The organism is Neobacillus drentensis (assembly GCF_021560175.1).
Classification (GTDB): Bacteria; Bacillota; Bacilli; order Bacillales; family Cytobacillaceae; genus Neobacillus; species Neobacillus drentensis_A.
Window position 1 is genome coordinate 5,289,867 of sequence record NZ_CP091110.1, and the last position, 21,934, is coordinate 5,311,800.

Annotated in this window: 19 protein-coding genes; 9 read left to right on the forward strand and 10 right to left on the reverse strand. The window is 41.4% G+C overall.

Annotation, left to right across the window (positions count from 1 at the left end; all coding sequences use genetic code 11):
- Positions 1-34: 34 nt before the first annotated feature.
- The 3 genes from L1999_RS25200 to L1999_RS25210 are packed head-to-tail and all read right to left on the reverse strand — an operon-like array spanning position 35 to position 5,433.
- Positions 35-1,816: an acyl-CoA dehydrogenase family protein gene (locus tag L1999_RS25200; protein ID WP_235741029.1), complete on the reverse strand. Its 1,782-nt coding sequence runs from the start codon at positions 1,814-1,816 to the stop codon at positions 35-37.
- 22 nt (positions 1,817-1,838) lie between these two features.
- Positions 1,839-3,014 carry an acetyl-CoA C-acetyltransferase gene (locus tag L1999_RS25205; protein WP_235741030.1) on the reverse strand — a complete coding sequence of 392 codons (1,176 nt, stop codon included), beginning with the start codon at positions 3,012-3,014 and terminating at the stop codon, positions 1,839-1,841.
- A gap of 31 nt (positions 3,015-3,045) precedes the next feature.
- The gene (locus L1999_RS25210; RefSeq protein WP_235741031.1) at positions 3,046-5,433 is read right to left on the reverse strand and encodes a 3-hydroxyacyl-CoA dehydrogenase/enoyl-CoA hydratase family protein; all 2,388 of its coding nucleotides are present in this window, start codon (positions 5,431-5,433) and stop codon (positions 3,046-3,048) included.
- 205 nt (positions 5,434-5,638) lie between these two features.
- Here L1999_RS25210 and L1999_RS25215 point away from each other — a divergent pair, with 205 nt between their 5' ends.
- Both L1999_RS25215 and L1999_RS25220 read left to right on the forward strand, forming a co-directional pair.
- Positions 5,639-5,770, forward strand: coding sequence for a YuzL family protein (locus tag L1999_RS25215; protein WP_215045145.1), 132 nt, complete (start codon positions 5,639-5,641; stop codon positions 5,768-5,770).
- A 111-nt stretch (positions 5,771-5,881) separates the two neighbouring features.
- Entirely contained in the window at positions 5,882-6,247 is a 366-nt protein-coding gene (locus L1999_RS25220) for a DUF378 domain-containing protein (protein WP_235741032.1), read from the forward strand.
- Between the two features lie 35 nt (positions 6,248-6,282).
- Here L1999_RS25220 and L1999_RS25225 read toward each other — a convergent pair whose 3' ends face one another.
- The 3 genes from L1999_RS25225 to L1999_RS25235 all read right to left on the reverse strand — a co-directional run bounded on the left by L1999_RS25225 (position 6,283) and on the right by L1999_RS25235 (position 9,319).
- Positions 6,283-6,531 carry a DUF2573 family protein gene (locus L1999_RS25225; RefSeq protein ID WP_235741033.1) on the reverse strand — a complete coding sequence of 83 codons (249 nt, stop codon included), beginning with the start codon at positions 6,529-6,531 and terminating at the stop codon, positions 6,283-6,285.
- Positions 6,532-7,291: 760 nt separating this feature from the next.
- Positions 7,292-8,461 (reverse strand): FtsW/RodA/SpoVE family cell cycle protein, encoded by a 1,170-nt coding sequence (locus L1999_RS25230; protein WP_235741034.1) that lies wholly within the window; start codon positions 8,459-8,461, stop codon positions 7,292-7,294.
- Positions 8,462-8,551: 90 nt separating this feature from the next.
- Complete coding sequence (locus tag L1999_RS25235; protein WP_235741035.1) at positions 8,552-9,319, reverse strand: DUF4931 domain-containing protein; 768 nt, start codon at positions 9,317-9,319, stop codon at positions 8,552-8,554.
- A 192-nt stretch (positions 9,320-9,511) separates the two neighbouring features.
- On the opposite strand from L1999_RS25235, the gene L1999_RS25240 reads away from it, so the two are divergent.
- Positions 9,512-10,294, forward strand: coding sequence for an undecaprenyl-diphosphate phosphatase (locus L1999_RS25240; protein WP_235741036.1), 783 nt, complete (start codon positions 9,512-9,514; stop codon positions 10,292-10,294).
- A 106-nt stretch (positions 10,295-10,400) separates the two neighbouring features.
- Here L1999_RS25240 and L1999_RS25245 read toward each other — a convergent pair whose 3' ends face one another.
- On the reverse strand, positions 10,401-11,063 hold the full coding sequence (locus L1999_RS25245) for an FMN-dependent NADH-azoreductase (protein WP_235741037.1): 663 nt from the start codon (positions 11,061-11,063) through the stop codon (positions 10,401-10,403).
- A gap of 237 nt (positions 11,064-11,300) precedes the next feature.
- Here L1999_RS25245 and L1999_RS25250 point away from each other — a divergent pair, with 237 nt between their 5' ends.
- The 5 genes from L1999_RS25250 to L1999_RS25270 all read left to right on the forward strand — a co-directional run bounded on the left by L1999_RS25250 (position 11,301) and on the right by L1999_RS25270 (position 15,558).
- Positions 11,301-12,239 (forward strand): substrate-binding domain-containing protein, encoded by a 939-nt coding sequence (locus L1999_RS25250; RefSeq protein ID WP_235741038.1) that lies wholly within the window; start codon positions 11,301-11,303, stop codon positions 12,237-12,239.
- Positions 12,236-13,105 (forward strand): ABC transporter substrate-binding protein, encoded by an 870-nt coding sequence (locus L1999_RS25255; RefSeq protein ID WP_235741039.1) that lies wholly within the window; start codon positions 12,236-12,238, stop codon positions 13,103-13,105. Before L1999_RS25250 ends, L1999_RS25255 begins: the two co-directional genes overlap by 4 nt.
- A gap of 73 nt (positions 13,106-13,178) precedes the next feature.
- Positions 13,179-13,877 (forward strand): ABC transporter permease, encoded by a 699-nt coding sequence (locus L1999_RS25260; RefSeq protein WP_215045136.1) that lies wholly within the window; start codon positions 13,179-13,181, stop codon positions 13,875-13,877.
- Positions 13,874-14,656, forward strand: a complete 783-nt coding sequence (locus L1999_RS25265; protein WP_235741040.1) for an ATP-binding cassette domain-containing protein — start codon at positions 13,874-13,876, stop codon at positions 14,654-14,656. Before L1999_RS25260 ends, L1999_RS25265 begins: the two co-directional genes overlap by 4 nt.
- Before the next feature lie 140 nt (positions 14,657-14,796).
- Positions 14,797-15,558: a (S)-benzoin forming benzil reductase gene (locus tag L1999_RS25270; protein ID WP_235741041.1), complete on the forward strand. Its 762-nt coding sequence runs from the start codon at positions 14,797-14,799 to the stop codon at positions 15,556-15,558.
- A 29-nt stretch (positions 15,559-15,587) separates the two neighbouring features.
- On the opposite strand, the gene L1999_RS25275 is transcribed toward L1999_RS25270, so the two are convergent.
- Positions 15,588-16,961, reverse strand: a complete 1,374-nt coding sequence (locus L1999_RS25275) for a HAMP domain-containing sensor histidine kinase (protein WP_235741042.1) — start codon at positions 16,959-16,961, stop codon at positions 15,588-15,590.
- Positions 16,939-17,649, reverse strand: a complete 711-nt coding sequence (locus L1999_RS25280; protein ID WP_215045132.1) for a response regulator transcription factor — start codon at positions 17,647-17,649, stop codon at positions 16,939-16,941. Before L1999_RS25280 ends, L1999_RS25275 begins: the two co-directional genes overlap by 23 nt.
- 411 nt (positions 17,650-18,060) lie before the next feature.
- On the opposite strand from L1999_RS25280, the gene L1999_RS25285 reads away from it, so the two are divergent.
- The gene (locus tag L1999_RS25285; RefSeq protein ID WP_235741043.1) at positions 18,061-19,353 is read left to right on the forward strand and encodes a HAMP domain-containing sensor histidine kinase; all 1,293 of its coding nucleotides are present in this window, start codon (positions 18,061-18,063) and stop codon (positions 19,351-19,353) included.
- A 42-nt stretch (positions 19,354-19,395) separates the two neighbouring features.
- On the opposite strand, the gene L1999_RS25290 is transcribed toward L1999_RS25285, so the two are convergent.
- Positions 19,396-21,738, reverse strand: a complete 2,343-nt coding sequence (locus tag L1999_RS25290) for an immune inhibitor A domain-containing protein (protein WP_275677734.1) — start codon at positions 21,736-21,738, stop codon at positions 19,396-19,398.
- Positions 21,739-21,934: the final 196 nt, after the last annotated feature.

Below are 21,934 nucleotides of genomic sequence, written 5' to 3' on the forward strand. Positions count from 1 at the left end.
GCCCCAACAAAATAATGAAGGGGCTCCCGAATGGTTAAACTGTATAACGTTCTGCTTCAATCACTACGTCAGCAGCTGCCCGTTTTTTGGCAATCACGTTGATTGGCTGGTGGCGTGTGAACTTGCGAAGCGAGGTTAACATCATTCGAAGTGTATCGCCTTGTTCAATCGCTACAAGCGATTCTTTCGCAGTTGCTTCGATTTCATTAAAGGCTTCTTGACAGAAAATTTGGGTATAAAGAAGTTTTTGCTGATTCTTGTCTAAGCCGCCATTGGCAATCGCTTTTTCTGTACGGAGCACAACGGATTCCATCGCGTAAACATTCGAAACAATATCTGCAATATTGGCTAAGATTTCTTGCTCCCTTTCTAATGCCTTACCAAATTTTTGAGCTGCTAATCCAGATGCCAATAAGGCAATCTTTTTGGCATTTCTCACAAGGTATTTTTCCTGAGCTAACGGCTCGTCACCAGGCTCCTCTGGCATTAACATCATTAATTCCTCTTGCAGAGCTAAAGCTTTTTGGAATAGTGGCAGTTCGCCTTTTAATGCTTTTTTCACTAGTGTTCCGGGAACCAGCAGTCTGTTAATTTCGTTGGTTCCTTCAAATATCCGGTTAATCCTCGCATCACGATAAGCTCTTTCAATCGGATATTCCTGCATGAAGCCATAGCCGCCATGGATTTGTACTCCTTCATCGACTACATAGGATAAAACTTCACTCGCAAAGAATTTGTTTACCGAGCATTCAATCGCATATTCAGCGATCGCATTTGCCACCTTTTTAAGATCTTTCGCATCCTCGGTGGAAAGCTTTCCTTGGTTGTCTTCATATAAACCAATCGTACGATAGACTGAACTTTCAGCCGCATATATTTTAGATGCCATCGTGCCAAACTTCTCTTTTGTTAAGTTAAATTGAGAAATCGCTGTTTTAAACTGTTTGCGGCCATTCGCATATTTAACTGTCATATCAAAGGCTTTCTTTGAACCGCCAACAGCGCCGACTGCCAATTTATAACGGCCAATGTTTAAGATGTTAAAGGCAATGACATGGCCTTTTCCAAACTCACCTAATAGATTTTCAACAGGTACCTCTACATCCTCTAAAATCAAGGTGCGAGTCGATGAGCTCTTGATGCCCATTTTCTTTTCTTCGGCACCAGTTGATACTCCCGGAAAGTCCCTTTCTATAATGAATGCAGTGAAGTGTTCGCCATCGATTTTTGCATATACGACAAATACATCGGCAAAACCGGCATTCGTGATCCACTGTTTTTCACCATTCAGGATATAATGAGTTCCAGCTGCATTTAGTTTTGCTGTTGTTCTCGCACCTAAGGCATCCGATCCTGAGCCCGGCTCTGTTAAGGCATAGGCGGCAATCTTTTCGCCAGATGCAAGGGCAGGTAAATATTTTGTCTTCTGCTCATCATTTCCGAATAACACAATTGGCAGGGAACCAATCCCGACATGTGCTCCATATGAGAGGGAGAATCCGCCTGCACCCGCCATTTTTTCAGTAATCAGTGATGAAGTGACCTTATCTAGGCCTAAACCTTCAAACTCTTCAGGCACGTCAACAGCTAATAAACCAAGCTCGCCCATTTTCTTTAACAGTTTTACAGTGCGATCAAATTCATGGTTTTCTAAATGCTCAATCTGCGGAACAACTTCTTTTTCTACAAAGTCCGCAGCTGTCTGGGCAATCATTAAATGCTCTTCATTAAAATCTTCTGGTGTAAATATATCTTGATAGGAAAGATCCTCAATTAAAAAGCTTCCGCCTTTGACAACTTTTTTTGTTTCAGTCATTAAAATTCCTCCTATTCTTTTACTACAATAGTTCAAATACTCCGGCTGCACCCATTCCGCCGCCAATACACATCGTCACTACACCAAATTGTTCATTGCGTCGTTTTAACTCGTGAATTAAGGAGAGAGTCAATTTCGCTCCCGTACAGCCTAGCGGGTGTCCAAGGGCAATGGCCCCCCCGTTTACGTTGACAATCTCTTCATTTAGACCAAGCTCCCGGATGACTTGCAAGGATTGGGATGCAAATGCCTCATTTAATTCAAATAAATTAATATCTGATAACTCCAGGCCAGCGAGCTTAACTGCTTTTGGAATCGCGACAACAGGTCCGACCCCCATAATTTCAGGCGGGACGCCGCCCACGGCAAACGAACGGAATTTTGCCAGCGGCTTTAATCCTAGTGCTTCTGCCTTCTCACGATCCATCACCATTAAGGCTGCTGCCCCGTCACTTGTTTGTGAGGCATTACCTGCTGTTACAGAACCCGTTACCGAAAAAGCTGGACGAAGTTTGGCAAGTGTCTCTAAATTGGTATCCGGGCGAACTCCTTCGTCCATGGAAAATTGAACTGTTTTTTCAACAAGTTTATTGTCATTTCCAACCGTACGAATGGTTACATCGACAGGGACAATTTCATCAACGAATTTTCCTTCTGCAATGGCTTTCGCGGCACGCTGATGGCTTCTAACCGCAAATGCGTCTTGGTCTTCACGGGATATACCATACTTTTGAGCAACCTGCTCTGCCGTATGTCCCATTCCCATATAATATTGCGGTGCCGTTTCCGCAAGTTTAATATTCGGTCTGACGACATGCCCCATCATTGGAATCATGCTCATCGATTCCGCACCGCCGGCAATCGCTGTATCGGTATGCCCAAGCATGATTCCTTGTGCGGCATAGGCGATCGCCTGCAATCCAGATGAACAGAAACGATTAACGGTAATCGCAGGGACTGTATAGGGAAGACCTGCCAATGCCCCGATATTGCGGGCCATATTGTTTCCTTGTTCCGCTTCGGGCATCGCACAGCCAATGATTAAATCATCGATATTCCCTTCATAATTTCCTGCACGCTTTAGTGTTTCTTTTACGACCAATGCTCCTAAGTCATCAGGACGAACAGTAGCAAGCGTTCCTTTCTTTGCCTTACCAACCGGGGTCCGTGCCCCGGCAACAATCACTGCTTCTCTCATCGAATCTCCCTCACTTTCTCTTAATCTCGTATTAGTTTCTTAACGGTTTCCCTTTCACGAGCATATGCTGCATGCGCTGCTGTGATTTTGGCTCGGCAATCAGACTTAAGAAAGCCTCCCTCTCTAAATCTAAGAGGTATTGCTCATCGACTTCTGTTCCAAATGGAACGCGGCCGCCCGCAATGACATAGGCAATCTTCTTGGCAATTTTTAAATCATGCTCCGAAATATAACCGGATAAACGCATCGCTTCTGCCCCGAGCAATAAGGTGGCATAGCCTGTTTCGCCAACTACCGGCACTTTCCGGCGTACTCTTGGTTTAAATCCTTGTTCATGTAAGGCAAGCACAGCCTGTTTGGCATCATAAATGAGATGATCACTGTTAAAACTAATACCGTCAGAAGAGCTTAAAAAGTTATTTTCGCGTGCTTCTGCTGCAGACGTGGACACTTTTGCGGTGGCAATCGTTTCGAACACTTTATTGGCGATATTTTGCAAATCAAATGGGACCCCGTTTGGCAGATTCTCTAAGTGCTTCATGTAAAGTTCTTTGTTTCCGCCTCCGCCTGGAAGAAGACCGACTCCTACCTCGACAAGACCCATATACGTTTCCGATGATGCTTGAATATGGGCTGCAGGCAGACAAACCTCGGCACCGCCGCCAAGTGTCATGCCAAATGGAGCGGCCACGACCGGCTTCGAGCTGTACTTCACTTTTAACAAAGCGCTATGAAGGTGACGGACGATCATATCTAATTCATAAATATTGTCATCCTGCACTTCCATTAACATCATCGCGAGGTTAGCTCCAACGCAGAAGTTTTTCCCCTGGTTGCCGATGACCAATCCTTTATAATTTTTCTCGACTTCATCGACTGAAAAATTGATCATTTGAACAATATCGAGACCAATCGCATTGTTAGGTGAATGGAATTCGAGTAAGGCAACGCCATCACCGATATCAATCAAACTTGCGCCGCTGTTCTTTTTAATAACACCCTTTTGTTTCTTAATTTTCTTGAGGTCAATCGCCTTTGGATTGATTTCCACTAGTCGATATTGACCGTTATCATAATAGAACTGCTCGCCATTTTCTTCTAAGTAGAAGGAGGTATGACCTTTTTCAAGCATCTCAGTAATCCAAGCTGGTACTTCCACTCCCGCTTCTTTCAGTTTTTGCACGGATTTTTCCACACCGATCGCATCCCAGGCTTCAAATGGCCCCATATCCCAGCCAAAGCCCCATTTCATCGCCCGGTCGATGGCGACAATATCATCCGCAATCACACCTAATAGCTGTGCAGCGTATACAAAGGATTCCGTGAATGTTTTCCATAAAAATTGACCAGCCTTGTCATCTGCGTATACAAGCGCTTTCAATTTATTAGCAGTGCCTTTTTCCTGCTTAGCCAACTCAACTGCTGGGGTTGTTAATTTTTTACGCGGCCCATATTCTAATGTAGCAGGATCTAACTCCAGTATTTCTTTACCTTTTTTCAAAAAGAATCCTTGACCTGACTTGCTGCCGAGCCAGCCTTTTTCGACCATAGTCTTAAGAAAGGCAGGAATTTCAAAAACTTCTTTCTCTTTGCCTTCCACTTGTTCATAGACATTGCCGGCTACATGATAAAAAGTATCTAGTCCGACGACATCCAATGTCCGGAATGTGGCACTTTTTGCCCGGCCGATTAATGGTCCAGTGATGGAATCTACTTCACCGACACTTAAGCCGGCTTTTACCATTTCCCTAACAGTGACAAGGAGCCCATATGTACCAATCCGGTTGGCAATAAAGTTTGGGGTATCCTTAGCAATTACAACGCCTTTCCCTAATACATCCTCACCAAACGTTTTCATGAATGATAGTACTTCTGGCGACGTATATTGAGTTGGGATGACTTCAAGTAATTTTAAATACCGCGGCGGGTTAAAGAAGTGTGTTCCTAAGAAGTGCTTTTTAAAATCTTCGGAGCGTCCTTCCACCATCGCTTCGACTGATATTCCAGAGGTATTTGAGCTGACAATGCTGCCAGGTTTGCGGTATTGATCGACTCTTTCAAAAACCAGCTTCTTTACGTTAAGGTTTTCGACCACTACCTCAATGACCCAGTCAACATCCTTTAGTTTCACTAAATCGTCTTCGAGGTTACCTGCCTCAATGAGGGCGAGATTCTTTTTAGAGGTGAGTGGTGCAGGCTTTTGTTTTAATAATTTTTGTATATTTTGTGCACTAATTCGATTGCGAACGGATTTTTCTGCAATGGTAAGCCCTTTGGCTTCCTCTTCCTTTGTTAATTCCTTGGGCACGATATCCAATAACAGTGTTGGGATCCCGATATTTGCTAAGTGAGCTGCGATTCCAGATCCCATTACCCCTGATCCAAGGACAGCTGCTTTTTTAATCAATTGGTTCAACATTGTCTCCCCCTTTAACTTTGAATGAATGCTCATTCATTTTTATAGCAAAAAAAATTCATTGATGAATGAGTCCTGCTACTATTTAATATAAAATATTTCGAAAATTTGTGCAATCAATAAACGCGAAATTTAAAATTTTTTTTAAACACATTTTTCGACTACATATTTTTATGAGGCTGGGCATCCTATTCATGAGGTGATAATGATGGCAAAAATGAAAAAGAACCCTTCCAAAGCTGGTGTTAGTGCAGCTAGTGTGAAGGGTAATGCGGGCCCTGGAAATGAAGAAGCCAGCATTGATAAACGAAACAGCCAGAATAGCCAATACAAGCGCTAGGCTTAGTTATTGAGCCGAAGTTATTTAGTTTTATTAAGGCTGTATGATATTTGGGTTTAATACAAATGCTAAAAACGATATTTTTATACTCTATTCGGGAGGTGAAGAAACATGAAGACCTTATCACGAGTTGCTTTAGTTTTAGTGATTATTGGGGCCATTAACTGGGGACTAATTGGGTTTTTTCAATTTGATTTAGTAGCAGCCCTTTTTGGCGGGCAAGATTCAGCGCTATCTAGAATCATTTATAGTCTTGTTGGACTTAGTGGACTTGCTTGTCTTCCGCTATTATTTGCTCCATTGGGCGAGTCCAAAACGGATACGACCCGTCAAAACTACGGCCAGTCTAATTATGCAACCGAGTTCGGTGAAGAGAATGATATGACAGATATTAATAATCAAGCTAAACAATCTGATACTCAATCAAGCCAGACTTACAAGCCTACAGATAGCAATCAGTCTGATGACCAAATGTAAGCAAAACGGCCATGTCACCTGCATGGCCGTTTTTATTATTTCTTTGCTTTTCGATGCTGCTCATTTAGCTGTTTAATTTCTAGACTGATTTGTTTTATTTCTTCTTTTGCCTCAGGATAAAGTTCATTCCAGTGCTTCGCTAGGGCTGGCATGGTCTTGGCTATGTGTGAATATAAAGCCCAAGTCTTCACTTTTTCTTTTGTGTCTTCTTTGCTTTCGCCAACGAGGAGCTCACTGTATTTTTCGAGTAATGCTTCAAACTGAGCTGTAAATTCTTTCTCCATTATTGACACCTTCCATCCATGCTATTTGCGTACGGGTCTTGTACCACTTTTTTTGCCTGTAACTGTTTATACCATTTTACCATATTTGTTAGCAGGCAGGGTCTTGGGGGTAATTTGGATTAATTCTGTGGACTTGGACGATATTTCCGTGGATAGTTGGGTTTTTCCCGTGAGCTTCTGGTTTAATTCCGTATCTTTTATGTTTTTTCTGCGAATTTGCGAAATAATTCCGCTAACTGTACTTTGACTTGAGATTTGATTCGTTGATTCCGCGGACTTGGGCGATATTTCCGTGGATAGTTGGATTTTTCCCGTGAACTTCTGGATTAATTCCGTATCTTTTTATGTTTTTTCCGTGAATTTGCGAAATAATTCCGCGAACTCTACTTTGACTTGAAAGGTGATTCGTTGATTCCGCGGATCTGGGCGATATTTCCGTGGGTTTTTGGATTTTTTCCGTGAACTTCGGGATTAATTCCGTATCTTTTTATGTTTTTTCCGCGAACTTTCCCAATAATTCCGCGAACTGTACTTTGACTTGAGATTTGATTCGTTGATTCCGCGGATCTGGACGATATTTCCTTGGATTTATGGATTTTTTCCGTGAACTTCGGGATTAATTCCGTATCTTTTTATGTTTTTTCCGCGAACTTTCCCAATAATTCCGCGAACTGTACTTTGACTTTGAGAAGTGACCCGTTGATTCCTCGCCCCGATCTTAAAAAAGCACAAAAAAAAGAGCGAACCCAAGTCGCTCTTTTTATGCCGAAGTAGAAAACATATACTTTTTATAATGATAGCGAATCGAGAAAATTAATCCCAATCCCATCATGTTCCCCATCAAGGCACTTCCCCCGTAGCTGATAAAAGGCAGCGGGATACCCGTAATCGGCAGAACGCCAATGGTCATGCCGATGTTCTGGAACACGTGGAAGGTGATCATACTGATGACACCAACACAAATATACGTATAAAAATTGTTCTTTGTTTCCATGCCAACCTTCGTAATATGGTAAATAAGCAGGAAAAATAAGCTGATTAACACACTTGAACCGATAAAGCCATATTCCTCACCCACGACACTAAAAATAAAGTCCGTTTGACTTTCAGGTAAATAGACTTCACGGTTGCCAAAGCCTTTACCGCCTGTTTGACCGGAGCCGATGGCAAGCAAGGACTTCGTCAGCTGGTAAGCATCCGTCCCTTCATAACTATAGGGATCAAGCCAAGAGTAAATCCGGCGAAGCTGATATTCACCAACCCCCAGATACTTTTCCAACACATCCGGACTCCAAAGAACAAAATAAAATATCGTACCAATTAAGATAATACCAAACCCAAATATCGGCACTAAAATTTTCCATGAAATGCCGGAAATAAAAATCATGCCAATTAAAATAGCCAAGAAAACAAGCGAGGTCCCTAAGTCTTGCTTGATGATCATTCCCAACGGAGCCATCGTGACGATACCCATTTTAATTAACAGCCAAAAATCAGTTTGCAGTGTTTTAACTGGATTTTTCAAATGATGTTGATCAACCACACGTGCAAGGCCCAGAATAATAAAAATTTTCACAAACTCAGAAGGCTGGATTGAGCCAACCCCTGGTAGCACAAACCAGTTCTTTGCCCCATTAATGACCGGAGCAATACTTGCGGGTGCAACAATTAAAAAAGCTAGCAAAAAGATGCCCAACCCGTATGCGTACCAAGTTAATTTTTTCAATTGGTCTGAATCAAGGGTCATTACCATGGTAATAATACCGCCCCCAACAACATACCAGACGATTTGCTTGATTAAAAAGTTCTCCTTATACTGTCCGCTTGCCTGGGCACTGTAGATTGCTAAACAGCTCGCTAGAAAAAGCAAGATTAATATAAAAACAAGGCTGTAATCAAGTTTTGAAGTTGTATTGCTTTTTGAAGTCATATTGGTTCCACCTTACAAAAAACTTGTCCATTCCTCCATTATATTTTGAAAAACGACAAATCTCAACTTATAACCGGCTGCTGGTTTTATTTACATGATTTGAAAATAGATCTTTCGTACCTCTTCTGCCATCCATTCTAAATTACTCGGGACTTGTGGAATGCCATACCCAATGTATAACGGGGTAGTCACAAACCGGGAGACCACTTTTGCATAAATTTTATCATCCAGATGATGAAAAAAGATATTATAGCTTGTGGCTTTAAAAGGAAAATGATTCAGAATATAGTGGACCGCCGTTTGAATATATTCCGCGAACTCCTCCCTGTATCCGGAATCCTCCATTTCGATATTAAATTCATAAAAGCCCACGCGCGGCTTTGTCGACAAGGTAAGCTGGACACCATGGTTCTCGGCAATGAGGAGACCCTCAAACATATCATGTGACGATTTTTTTCGATAATCAATATCATGCAAGCCGACAATCTGCATATGTGGGTGGGCGATGGTCCCTCCCGACAGCGGACCATGATTTTTGAAAAAAATAACCGATCGGTATTGCCCCGATTTCTCCATGTCTAACCAAGCAGTAAGGCCAAATTGAATCAACCGATGGAGATGCTCGTTGGAATAGGTGGAGAGGTCGCCATGGCAATCGTCTGTTTCTATTAGCACGGTTTGATACGTATTTTCAAGGACAGGATATTTATTTTTCAAGAGAATGATCGGGCCATCCACAGCAATGATGCCGGTCAACTGGTCTCTTTCACAAAATGGACATGCCTGTTCTTTGTTTCGGATATTTTCCGGCTTTTTGACCCCAATAGACGTATTAAAATGAAGATGAGAATTTTCCAAAATACGTTTCTCCTCTCAGGCAAGTATAATCCTATTTTATGGGAGAAGACGTTCCCTTTGCACTTATTTTGATTTCATCTACCAATCTTTTATTTAATACCTCCTAAAATGGAAGAGGACTTCATGAAATCGTTCTTTCCTGCATATTCATTAGTGTACAGGCTTAGATCACTTTAGAATGAGAGGGAGCGTATGTTAACAAAACTGGAAGCATTAATCCTCGGAATAATTCAAGGTTTAACTGAATTTTTGCCCATCAGCAGTACAGGACATCTTTACTTAGGAAGAAATTTATTCGGCCTTCAAGAAGCGGGGCTATTGCTTGATACCATGCTGCATGTCGGGACCTTATTGGCTGTGTTTGTCTTTTATAAAGCTGAGTTTATCAAAATACTTAAAAATCCGTTTAGCAAATTAACTCTTTTGTTAATCGTGGGAACAATACCTGCCGTTGTATTTGGGCTTGCTTTTAAGGATTATATTGATGAAATCTCGAAAACAGGTGTGACGATTGGCTGGGAATTTTTAATGACGGGAATATTTCTGTGGCTTGCCGATTCAGCTAAAAATGGGTATAAAAAAATGGATGATATCGGCTATAAGGATGCCTTCATCATTGGCACTTTTCAGGCGGTTGCGATTATGCCGGCCATTTCACGTTCGGGGATGACCATTGTTGCGGCACTTTGGCGTAAATTAGACCGGGAAACTGCCGCTTACTTTTCTTTTCTTTTATCGACGCCAGCGATTGCCGGCGCGATTGTCCTGCAGACCAAGGATTTACTTGAAGGCCAAGGCGAAACCATCACCCTATCGGCATTACTAGTGGGGATCATAGCTTCTGCCCTCTTTGGCTACGTTGCCGTAAGATGGATGATTAGCTATTTAAAAAAGCATTCTTTAAAGCCGTTTGCGATTTATGTTTGGGCATTAGGGATTCTTGTTTTATTCTTTCAATTTACAGGTAAATTTTAAATTAAGGCTGTGTTAATCTTGAATGTTGATTTCCGCTCCACATCAACAATAATCTTCACACAGCCTAAAAGAAAAATGCGGCTCAGAGCGAGTCGCATTTTTCTTTTTATATAGTAACGGTTTCCTTTGCCATTTCTCGTGCTGCTTCGGCCGCTTGTTCTTTTGCCTTGGCCATAATTTCCGGTATCTGTTTTGGAAAATGATCCAATCCCTCTGCAATTACGGTATCCAAGCTCTCGAAGCCAAGGAATTGGAATACTTTGCGTAAGTAGCGGTCGCCAAACTCAAAGTCAACCATTGGACCGGAGGAATAGATACCGCCGCGGGTTTGAATATGAATCGCTTTTCTGCCTGTTAAAAGTCCCTTTGGACCATCTGGTGTATTGGTAAACGTTTTTTCAACGATAAATAAATTATCAATAAACTTCTTCAGTATCGAAGGGGCGCCAAGATTCCAAATCGGCGTCACAAACACATAGTAATCAGCAGCAATAAATCGGTCAGCAAGCTCATGCATTTTTTCAAGCTTGGTCCGTTCTGCTTCCGATAATTGCTCTTTTGTATAACCCATAAAGGATAATTTAGCCCGTGCGTATAAAAGATCCATGTCAATATCAGGGATTTCCATATCATATAAGTGCCACCGTTCAATTTCCACTTCCGGCTGGGCAGCCTTAAACTCCTCTAAAAATACTTCGCCGATTTGCATCCCTTTTGATCGTTTTATATCATTTTTAGGGTTTGCTGTAATATACAAAAGTTTCGACATTTACATCCCTTCCCTTAACTAGAAATTTTCCCTCTATGAACATACTACAACAAATTCCCATGCTCACGATTGAACAATAAGTGACGTTTGTGAAGATTGTGTGACTCATGAACATTTCTTATGTACAATTCATGACAATTCTAAACAAAACCCAACGAAACTTAACAAAACTTAACAAAAGTCACATATCTTGTGCTATTCTTTTTATAAAATGAACTGGAAAAAGGAGGGTGGAAAATGGATGAACGGGCCTATACTCCCGATGAAGTAGCGCAAATCTTTCAAATCTCTAAACATACAGTATATGAGTTGATTAAAAGAGGTGAATTACACGCCTTTAAGATTGGAAATAAAATGCGAATCGAGCATGCCGAACTAGAGCGTTATAAGGAAACTATGAAAGCTCCTGCTAAAAAAAGTATGGATGCACCACACGTAACCAGCATAGCAACTGCACCGATCCGTCTTTCTGGCAGCCATGATTTTCTCGTAGAACATTTCGCTAAACAAGCTGCAAGCGCTTTAAATTTGCAAATCCAGCCTTCCTTCATCGGAAGCTTAGAAGGATTAATGATGCTTTACCGGGGTCAATGCGATATTGCGGCAATCCACTTATTAGATCCAGCTTCACAAGAATATAATCTGCCATTTATTCATCAGCTATTTGTCTATGAAAATATTGCGGTCCTACGATTTGCTGCCAGGCAGCAAGGCTTCATTGTCGCAAAGGGTAATCCTAAGAGTATTCTTGATTTTACGGATCTTACTAGAAAAGACGTCCAGTTTATTAACCGGCAAAAAGGAGCGGGAACTAGGTTTTTACTTGATTCTAAGCTTTCTGCCTATGGGATTCATCCAACTAAAATAAACGGTTATGGACAGGAAGAATGGAACCATTTATCTGCGGCTTCCTACATAAATCGAGGCATGGCGGATGTTACCTTCGGAATTCAATCCGCCGCAAGCCACCTAGGACTTGATTTCGTCCCGATCACGCAAGAAAAGTTTGATCTTGTTTTTCGCTTCACGACAGAGAACAAAGAGGATTTACTGACGTTAATTCATTATTTACAATCTGCTAGTTTTAAAGATAGCCTGACAGATTTAGAAGGCTATTCAATTCAAGAATTAGGAAAAGTCATCTATCAAACTAGTCAAACGGAGGAACTTGTATGAAGAAAAATCGTTTCGTAATCGCGTTATTTGCATTGATGCTTCTTGTTTTATCAGCTTGCGGAAATACAACATCAAAAGATTCGGCCGCTAAAGAACAGAAACCAGCTGCAGCAAAACCTGCTCCAACAAACATGATTCTTGCGACCACAACCAGCACACAGGACAGCGGCTTATTGGATGTCATTATCCCTATGTTTGAAAAACAAAATAATGTCAAAGTAAAAGTGATTGCTGTAGGTACTGGCGAAGCATTGGCAATGGGTACAAAAGGTGAAGCAGATGCCCTGCTGGTTCATGCTCCAGCAGCAGAGAAGGCGGTTGTCGATGCAGGGGATGCCATTAACTATAAACGCGTTATGTACAATGATTTTGTTTTAGTAGGGCCAAAGGAAAACCCAGCTGGTGTTAGTGGTGATGATATTGTCGCTGCGTTTAAGAAATTAGCTGAAACCAAATCACCTTTCATTTCACGCGGCGATGACTCTGGTACAAATAAAAAAGAACTGGCTATTTGGACGACTGCAAATATTAAGCCAGCAGGCGATTGGTATGTTTCAACCGGGCAAGGAATGGGCCAAACCTTACAAGTTGCAGCAGAGAAGAAAGGCTATGTCTTAACGGACCGTGCAACCTGGCTCTCCCAATCCAAAAATCTAGATACACTAAAAATTGTGGTTGAAGGCGGTAAAGATTTAATGAATATCTATCATGTTATGGAAGTAAATCCTGAAAAACATGATAAAGTGAATAGTACAGATGCTAAAAAGTTTGTAGATTTCATGGTAGCTCCAAAAACACAAGATGTAATTGAGAACTTTGGTAAAAAAGAATTTGGAAGATCACTTTTTATTAAATACACAGAGTAATAGATAGAGTGGCGTTCTTCTAAACGAGTCCGCCTCCTGTCAACTTCATACGGATTACTGGAGGCACGACGATATGGAATTACTAGTAGATGGAATCAAAAAGGCAATCGAAATCATCCTTTCTGGTGATCAAGAAGTGTTAGCGATTACCGCTTTAACGCTTAAAGTCTGCCTCATTTCCATTCTAATTAGTACACTAATCGGCTTGCCTTTTGGTATGCTCCTTGGATTAACTAGATTTAAAGGCCGTAAATTACTACTAGTCTTCATTAATATTGGTTTAGGGCTCCCTCCAGTTGTAGCAGGACTATGGATTACCATGCTTTTATGGCGCTCCGGCCCATTGGGTGATTTCTCCTTGCTCTATTCGCCGACCGCCATTGTCATGGCCCAAATCTTAGTCAGTTTGCCCATTGTTACCAGCCTTACCTGTACAGCCTTTCAGCAAATCAGCGATAAGATGCTGCTGCAAATTAAGGCACTTGGGGCAACAAGACTGCAGACATTGTTTATTCTGATTAAACAATTAAAGATGGCCATTTTAGCGGCGGTCATGGCAGGTTTTGGCCGTGTGATTGCCGAGGTGGGTGCGGCAATGATGGTGGGCGGCAATATTCAAGGCGATACTCGAATCTTAACCACGACCATCGTAATGGAAGTATCGAAAGGCAACTTTGACATTGCCTTAGCCCTTTCATTTATTTTATTGTCCGTTGCTCTATTGATAACGGCTGCCTTAACATTTCTACAGCAAAGGAAGCGAATATCATGAACCCGTTAATTGAGCTAAAGAACATAACCTATCAAGCCCAGCAGAAGACGATTCTAGATATTCCTTCCTTCAAGATTTATGAAGGTGAGTTTCTTGGTATTATGGGGCCGAACGGTGCTGGAAAAAGCACCTTACTAAAGGTCCTTTCGTTTCTGGAAAAACAGTCGAGCGGCGAGTTCCTCTATCGGAATCAACCCGTTCCAATTGGCAATCCTCCGCTTGAATGGCGAAGAAGGTTCTCGGTTGCCTTACAGCAATCCCTTCTCTTAGATGGATCCGTCTTTCAAAATATTGCTATTGGCCTAACATTAAGGAAGGTATCCAAATCAATCATCAAAGAAAAAGTAGCTCAATGGCTCGAGTTGTTTGGCATTAGCCATTTAGCGAAAAAAAATGCTCTTTATTTATCAGGCGGTGAGGCGCAAAGGGTTAATCTTGCGCGCGCAATGATTGTGGAGCCGGAAATTCTTTTTCTAGATGAGCCTTTTTCAGCACTAGATTTTCCAACAAAGATCCGTTTAATGGAAGATTTCAAACAGATTTTAGAGGATACCAGAACAACTACTGTGTTTGTCAGCCATGATTTGATGGAGATTCAGTATCTGACAAATCGGCTTTCAATAATTGTCAATGGTCAAGAAAAGCAGACAGGACCAACCCCACTGGTCATTGAACATCCCAACACTTCCACTCAATCCTTCCTAAATGAGTGGAAGAAATTCTATCCTGCATTAACGGGCAGTAAATTATTCCCCAGTTCAAACCTGAAAAATGGTTAACGGTTTAGTGCCTAAAAATGCAGCAGCAGTTCCTTGAATGGAGCTGCTTTTTTTATCGCTCTTCCAAATTTGCTTAATATTTTTTTGAAGAATAAAATAGATAATATACATAATGAAACTAGCTTTAGGGGGAGTGTTCCATGAAATATGCCATCATAACCGGAGCTTCTAAGGGCTTAGGGGAAAGTATTGCGAAACACCTTTTGCAGGAGCAAATTGCAGTAATTTCTGTTTCCCGGACAGAGAATAGTGAGTTAAAGAATCTTGCCATCTCAAAGGGAATGAATTATAAACATATTTCTTGTAATCTCTCATTAGAAAAAGAAATACAAGAGGTCTTTATGGAGATTGCCCACTGTCTTTTTGAAAAAAACCCAACCGAGATCCTGCTTTTCAATAATGCTGGTGTGATTGAACCCATTCAAACGGTCGGAAATTTAGATCAAACTCCAATTATTCGAAATATAAAAGTAAATCTAATTGCGCCTATTTTGATAACCAATTTATTTTTAAGCCAGGCACAGTTAACCAATACAAAAGTAACCGTTATCAATGTCACGTCTGGTGCCGCTGTCCGCTCGATTGAAGGCTGGAGTGTTTATTGCAGCTCAAAGGCCGGGTTAAACATGTTCACCCAAACAACTGCCATCGAACAGGCAGAATTAAAAACTGAGAATATCATTATTGGCTTTAGTCCAGGCATCATGGATACCGGCATGCAGGAAACGATCCGCTCTTCCTCCGAAGCTGCCTTTAAAGAGCTAGAAAAATTTAAAGAGTTTAAAGAAAAGCATTTATTATTGGAAACGGATGCAGTGGCGAATGGAATAGTGGACTTAGTGTTACGCGGCACACCCGAAAGCGGCCGGGTATACCATATAAAAGAGTTATTAGAATCATAGAAACAAGGCCGTTCATTGATGAACGGCCTTTACTCTTCCTGTGGAAACCATAAGGTGATGCTGGTTCCTTTATTTACCCTGCTTTTTACGTTAATTAAGCCTTTATGTGCATCCATTAAAGCCTTAACAATCGAAAGCCCTACTCCCACACCACCAGTTTTTCTGTCTCGTGATTTATCTCCGCGATAGAAACGTTCGAAAATATGGGGGATGTCGTCTTCAGCCATTCCTGAACCTTCATCTTGAATTTTAAAGCCCACGTAACCTTCTTTGTCGGTCACAACCGAAATGGTGACGTTTTTCCCTTCCGGCGTATACTTTAAAGCATTATTAAGAACATTGGATAAAACTTGCATCAAACGATCTTTATCTGCTTCAAACATTTCTTCCTGAAAGGGTTCTTTAATTTGCAGACCTACACCCTTTTCTTTAAATATGGGCAAAAACATTTCCCATATAGCGGCTAATACGCTGCCTGCCTCCAGTTCCATTTTCTCTAGTCTTATTTGCGGATTTTCCGCTGCAAGCAGTTTCTCTAACTCATTTACCAGCCTTACTAACCGCATGAGCTCTTCATGACTAACCTGCAAACGCTGTGGTGTTGGCTCCCAAATTCCATCCTGGAAAGCTTCAATTTGACTTCTTAATGTAGCAAGCGGGGTCCGCAGCTCGTGGGCAAGGTCGCCTGTAAATTGTTTCCGCAGCATTTCTTCCTTTGCTAGCGATTCAGCAAGTTTATTAAAAGAAATCGCGATGTGCTTTACCTCTGTCGGCAGACCGGATAAAGGGATACGGATATCAAGATTATGCTGTTGCAGCTCACCGGCCGCAAACGAGAGCTTCTTTAGCCCGGAGGTTAGTTTTTTAGAAAAAATCATCCCAAATAGGATCGCTAAAACAATGGTTAAGCAAACGGCAGCTAAGATATACAATTGAATCGTTTGAATAAAGGTGTATTCATCATCAATCGGACCTACCGGGTAAATGGCTACGAGCTTGCCGATAATGGCATTGTCTACCTTCAGCGTATAGGTTTTACTGTGCCACTTTTCTCCAGTAGGCCCGGGTTCCGTTAATCCAAAGCTATTTAACATGCCGCGGATACCTGATGTATCCATCTGCATCTTTCCAAATCGATCATATAATTGAAAATAAAGTTGATCAGACATAGCATTCTCATGCAGTAGACCATAGACCGGATCCGTCGTATAGTGTCTATTTTTCCGATAATCTTTCTCGATTTCCGTAATAATTCGATCAATCTTTTTTTCACGATTACGGTCTAAATAACTAGTAAAGCTCTCTTCAAAGCCGTACTGAATAAAGAAGCTGACAATTAAAATTCCAATCATCGAGATGAGGACTAAATAAAAAAGTATTTTAGACCGGAGCGTTTGCAGCATCTAGTACCCCTCCAAATTTATAGCCCATCCCAAAAACCGTCACGATAAAATCAGGCTGCCGTGAATCCCACTCTATTTTTTTACGGAGATTTTTGATATGGGTATCCACACTCCGCTCATAGCCGTCATAGTACATGCCTTCATCCTGAATTTTTTCAAGCAAATCCATTCGGCTGTAGACACGGCCAGGATTGACAGCCATATTGGTTAATAATTTATATTCAATCGGGGTTAACGTTACATACTCCCCATTTACGGTTACCTCTTTTTTGACTAAGTCGATTGAAAGTTTCTTGCCGTTAAATTCAAGGCGTTCGACCTTGTCTGCCTTTTTGACGCGTCTGAGAATGGCTTGAACCCGAACAACCACTTCCCTTGGACTAAAAGGTTTGGTTAAATAGTCGTCAGCTCCCATCACAATCCCGTTAATGCGGTCGTCCTCTGCCGATTTCGCTGTCAGCATAAGGATTGGGACATCCGACTCTTTTCGCACGAGCCGGCAAACCTCTTCACCAGATATATCAGGCAGCATGAGGTCAAGAATCATTAAATCAGGTTCGATTGTTTTCGCTTTTTTCAAAGCATCTATTCCATTATCAGCACTATGAATCTCATAGCCTTCTCTCTCTAAATAAGCTTCTAGGACTTCTACTATTCTGCGTTCATCGTCCACTAATAGAATCTTCATGAATCATCACTCCCCATACCCTTACTATATCATCTCTAATCTGTGATTTTTGTAACTTCACAAATTCACCACAACTTCTTCATAACATCTTCAATTTTTCTCGCTAAGATAATCATGTGAAGAGTGTTGACACCTTGATCTCCCCAAAGTTATGGTGATCGGCTCTTTATTGATTGAGTACACTGGTTTTTTAGCCATCTTACTCATCCCAAAATTAACCTCTCTACTATAAAGGGTGTCCCAGTTAAAAGGGACACCCACTTTTTTTATTTATAAAATTGCAACAAAAGGATGCTATCTCACGGCCTGACATGTAGTATTCTTATGGTGTGAGGTGCTGACATGAATAGAATATCACTTAAAATTTGTCTGCTTTTCTTTCTGGCTATTTGTCTGTTAGAAGGAATTTCGATGTTTTTTTTACACAATAATATTATCCACTCCCGTGTGCATGAAGAATTATCTGCACTTCAGACAAGGGGAAATAATCATCGCGATGTTCTAGAGGCGTCGTTTCACGAAGATACGGTCAGGCACATTGCCATGATGGAAGCGCGGACCGATACACAAGTTGTCTTAACAAAGCCAGATGGATCTATCTATATGTCCTCCAATAAAGTGACAGATGAAATGAAAAAAACGATGAAGTCTACTCCTAAACGTGTTCCCCATGATGGATTAATCTTAGAAGAAGATTGGAAAACTGCAGCTACCATTGCCGCTGTTAGCCCCGTGACGGTCGACAAGAAAATTGCCGGTTATGTCTATATGTTTCAAACTACACAGAAGATTAGGGATTTAATTTCCGAATTAAATAAGCATTTTCTTCTTGCCAGTCTACTTACGCTTCTATTTATGATGATGATGATTATCTTCTTAACCAGATATGTAACACACCCGCTCATTCAGATGAGTGAGGCAACGAAGCGAATTAGTAAAGGCGACCTCTCCGTCTCGCTTCCGAAACTTGGGAAGGATGAAATCGGCGACCTTGGTGAAGCAATTAAGGTGTTAGCGAATGACTTAGAAATTTTAAAAAATGAGCGGAATGAATTTTTAGCCAGTATCTCTCATGAATTGAGAACTCCGCTGACGTACATTAAAGGTTATGCTGATATTGCCCGCCGGAATAATACGACTAAAGAGGATAAGGAACACTATTTAGAGATTATTCATGAAGAGTCGGTTAAACTAGCTAATCTAGTGAAGGAATTATTTAATCTAGCCAAAATGGATGAAAACACATTTTCGATTGAAAAAGAAGAGGTTCATTTGTCCCCCTATTTTCAATCCATCATCGAGAAAGTAGCTCCTGCTTTAAAGGAGAATGAGATGAAAATTGAGCTTCATTGTTCTGAACATCTTTATGCAGATATTGATTCCGTCCGGTTTGAACAGGTCATACTAAATCTCCTCGATAATGCCAGGAAATATTCTGAACCCGGTACCAAAATAATCGTTTCCATATGCCGGCTTGAAGGGAAGATTCATATCCAGGTTCAAGATGAAGGGAAAGGGATTCCCGAAGAGGATTTACCGCGAATATTTGAGCGCTTTTACCGGGTTGATAAATCAAGAACCCGTGCATTGGGTGGTTCTGGTCTTGGGCTTTCCATTGTTAAGCAGTTAGTAGAGGCACACGGAGGAACAATTGAGGCAACTAGCAGCCAAAATGTTGGAACGACATTTACTATTATTTTATAAGGAAAAGAGACATCGGGAAATTCCCGATGTCTCTTCTCTTTCTTATTTGTGAATCCAAACGGCACCAGCAGAGTTGTCTTTTGCTTCGCCGATGACTTGGAACTTGATTGGATACTGATGTGGAACTTTCACTCCAGCGTCAGGGATCTTGGTATTGATGTAATCCTTTGTTGAATCAAACTCTGTTACGCCTGGAAGACCTTTGTAATCATAGATTCCACGAGTTGGAGAATTAACACTCCATGCAGGTGATGGGTCTAATGAGAACGCAGCGTCTGCAACTTGGTAGCGAGTTGTCTGGCTGACTGAGTCTTTACCCTTTAAGTTAAAAATAAGTGCTTCAGGATGAGAGTCCACTACACTTAGGAAACCTTCACCTGGGTGAACGCCGCCCCAGTTATCAGTAAAGGTGTCATCACCATACCAAACTACTAAACCAGTATTATATTTCGCGTCACGGGAGAATTGCAGTGCTGTGTCAGAACCAGCGTAGTTTCTCCACTCTAGGTAGTAGTAATGTGGTTTTTGAATCCAGCCGTCAGAAACTTCGAAACCTTTTAATGTTACTTGTGGGTTACCCTCTGCATCGTCAGAGAATTTAACTTGTCCATCAACGGTTAATTGCAGGTTATCAAGCGCGAAACCATCTGGAGCAAGCCCGCCGTCTGTTACATAATTAAATACTAGTTTTACTTTTTTGCCAAGAACTGGTGTTAAATCAAGGGATTTGTCTTCCCACTTACCTTGTGATGTTTCAAAACCGCCTGCTGTGTTTTGATCACCAATTGTATCAAGTTTAACGCTTTGGCCATCTTCAGTGACTGCATTAACATTTAGGTAGTCATAGCCAGCTTCAACTTTATAATATTGCTTATAATTAAATTTTGCAGATGCAGCATTTATTAAGTCAAAGACAGGAGTCTCAAGTACTGTATTAAGGTTATCACCTTTAGTACTGTAGTAATATTTCGCACCGAATCCTACTGGAATTCCAGGAACCTTTTTAGCAGGAAGGTTTACCTTCACAATACCTGGATTCTTAGATTTAGTTACACTCTGATCGATTACTGTAGCTAAACCATTTTTATCAATATCCTGATAGTTTACTTCTGTCATATTAGCCCAGTTTCCGCCAATTGTTTTTTGATAGAATTCTTTCACTTGTGGTGAGAAGCTTGGCGGCTGTGTACCAGCAATATGACCGCTCCAGCTGCCGCCGCTCATGATCGACCATTGGGCAACTGAGTCACCATTACCAGTATATTGTGTATCATACTCATCTGGAGCACCTAAATCATGACCATATTCGTGGGCGAATACACCAACTGCACCATCTTCTGGCTCCACGGTATAGTCGTATGCTGCCATTTTTCCGCCCCAGTAATCAACAGAGGCTGTTGTGTTAGCAACTGGATGAACACCATCCAATGTCCAGCGGTGTGACCAGATTGCATCATCCCCTAAAGCTCCGCCGCCTGCTTCTTGACCAACACCAGCATGAATAACCATCAAGTGGTCAACCAAGCCGTCTGGCTCGTTAATATTCCCGTCGCCATCAAGGTCATAGATATCTAATTTATCATAATTCGCTAAATTAATCCCAGATGCAACCGCAGCATCTAAGGAATCCTTGATGAATCCGCGTGGTCCCTTTGTACCCGGCTTATTATCGTTTCCACCTTCTGGGTCATCGCTGCCGTAATCAGCCGCATTTCCCGGTACCGTTAGCCAGTCCGAAACGGTTCCGTCTACAGTATAGCTGCCGCCAGATTGCTCTTCATAATATTGTTTAAATGTTTTTATTTTGTCACCATTGAAAAGGGTAAAATCTTGATTGCCAAATAACATTTTTTGATAATGTTCTTTACTGAAGTCTTTTGCATACATATATCCAGGTTCTTGTTCGACTTGATTGTGCTTAAAGTCAGCATACTCAACTAGAAGTACTAGTACTTCATCTTTTCGAACATCGCCGTTATAAGCAGCCTGCTTGGCAGAATCTACTTTTACTGCACCAGTTGGCTTGCCCTTTTTAAAATTTTCGTGGCCCTTGTTGAGCTGCTTTGTCAGCTTGTCCTTTTGTTTTGTAAGGAAATCTTTTGCCTTTTTGTCTATTTCCTGCTGTCCCTTTGTTTGCGCTTTGTCCGCTTTACCTGGTTTTTGGCCTTGTTTTTTCTGTATGTAGGCCTTCGCTGCTTTTGTAATTTCCTCAGGTGTTGCATTTTTCGCAACTAGTCCTCTTTTTTGCAGCGCTTTACCAAGACGATCGATATCAACCACATTCAAGTCGATTGGAGCCGATGAGATGGTTGTTGCTGCGGATGCCGGTTTAGGTGCGACCGTGCTTCCAGCAAATGCGCCTGCGAACATGGTCGTAGCTACCATGGTACTAGCCGCAAGACTGGATAAGACCTTTAAGGTATTTTTTTTCTTCACCTGTTTATTCCCCCCATTTTATATAGTGCAATGTTCCACTAGAAGAACAGTGCTCTATCATTTTATCAGACTAGTATAAATATTGTAAATAATAGGAATATAGCGATAATTTACTATATAAAAATAGGTATTTATAACCAAAATA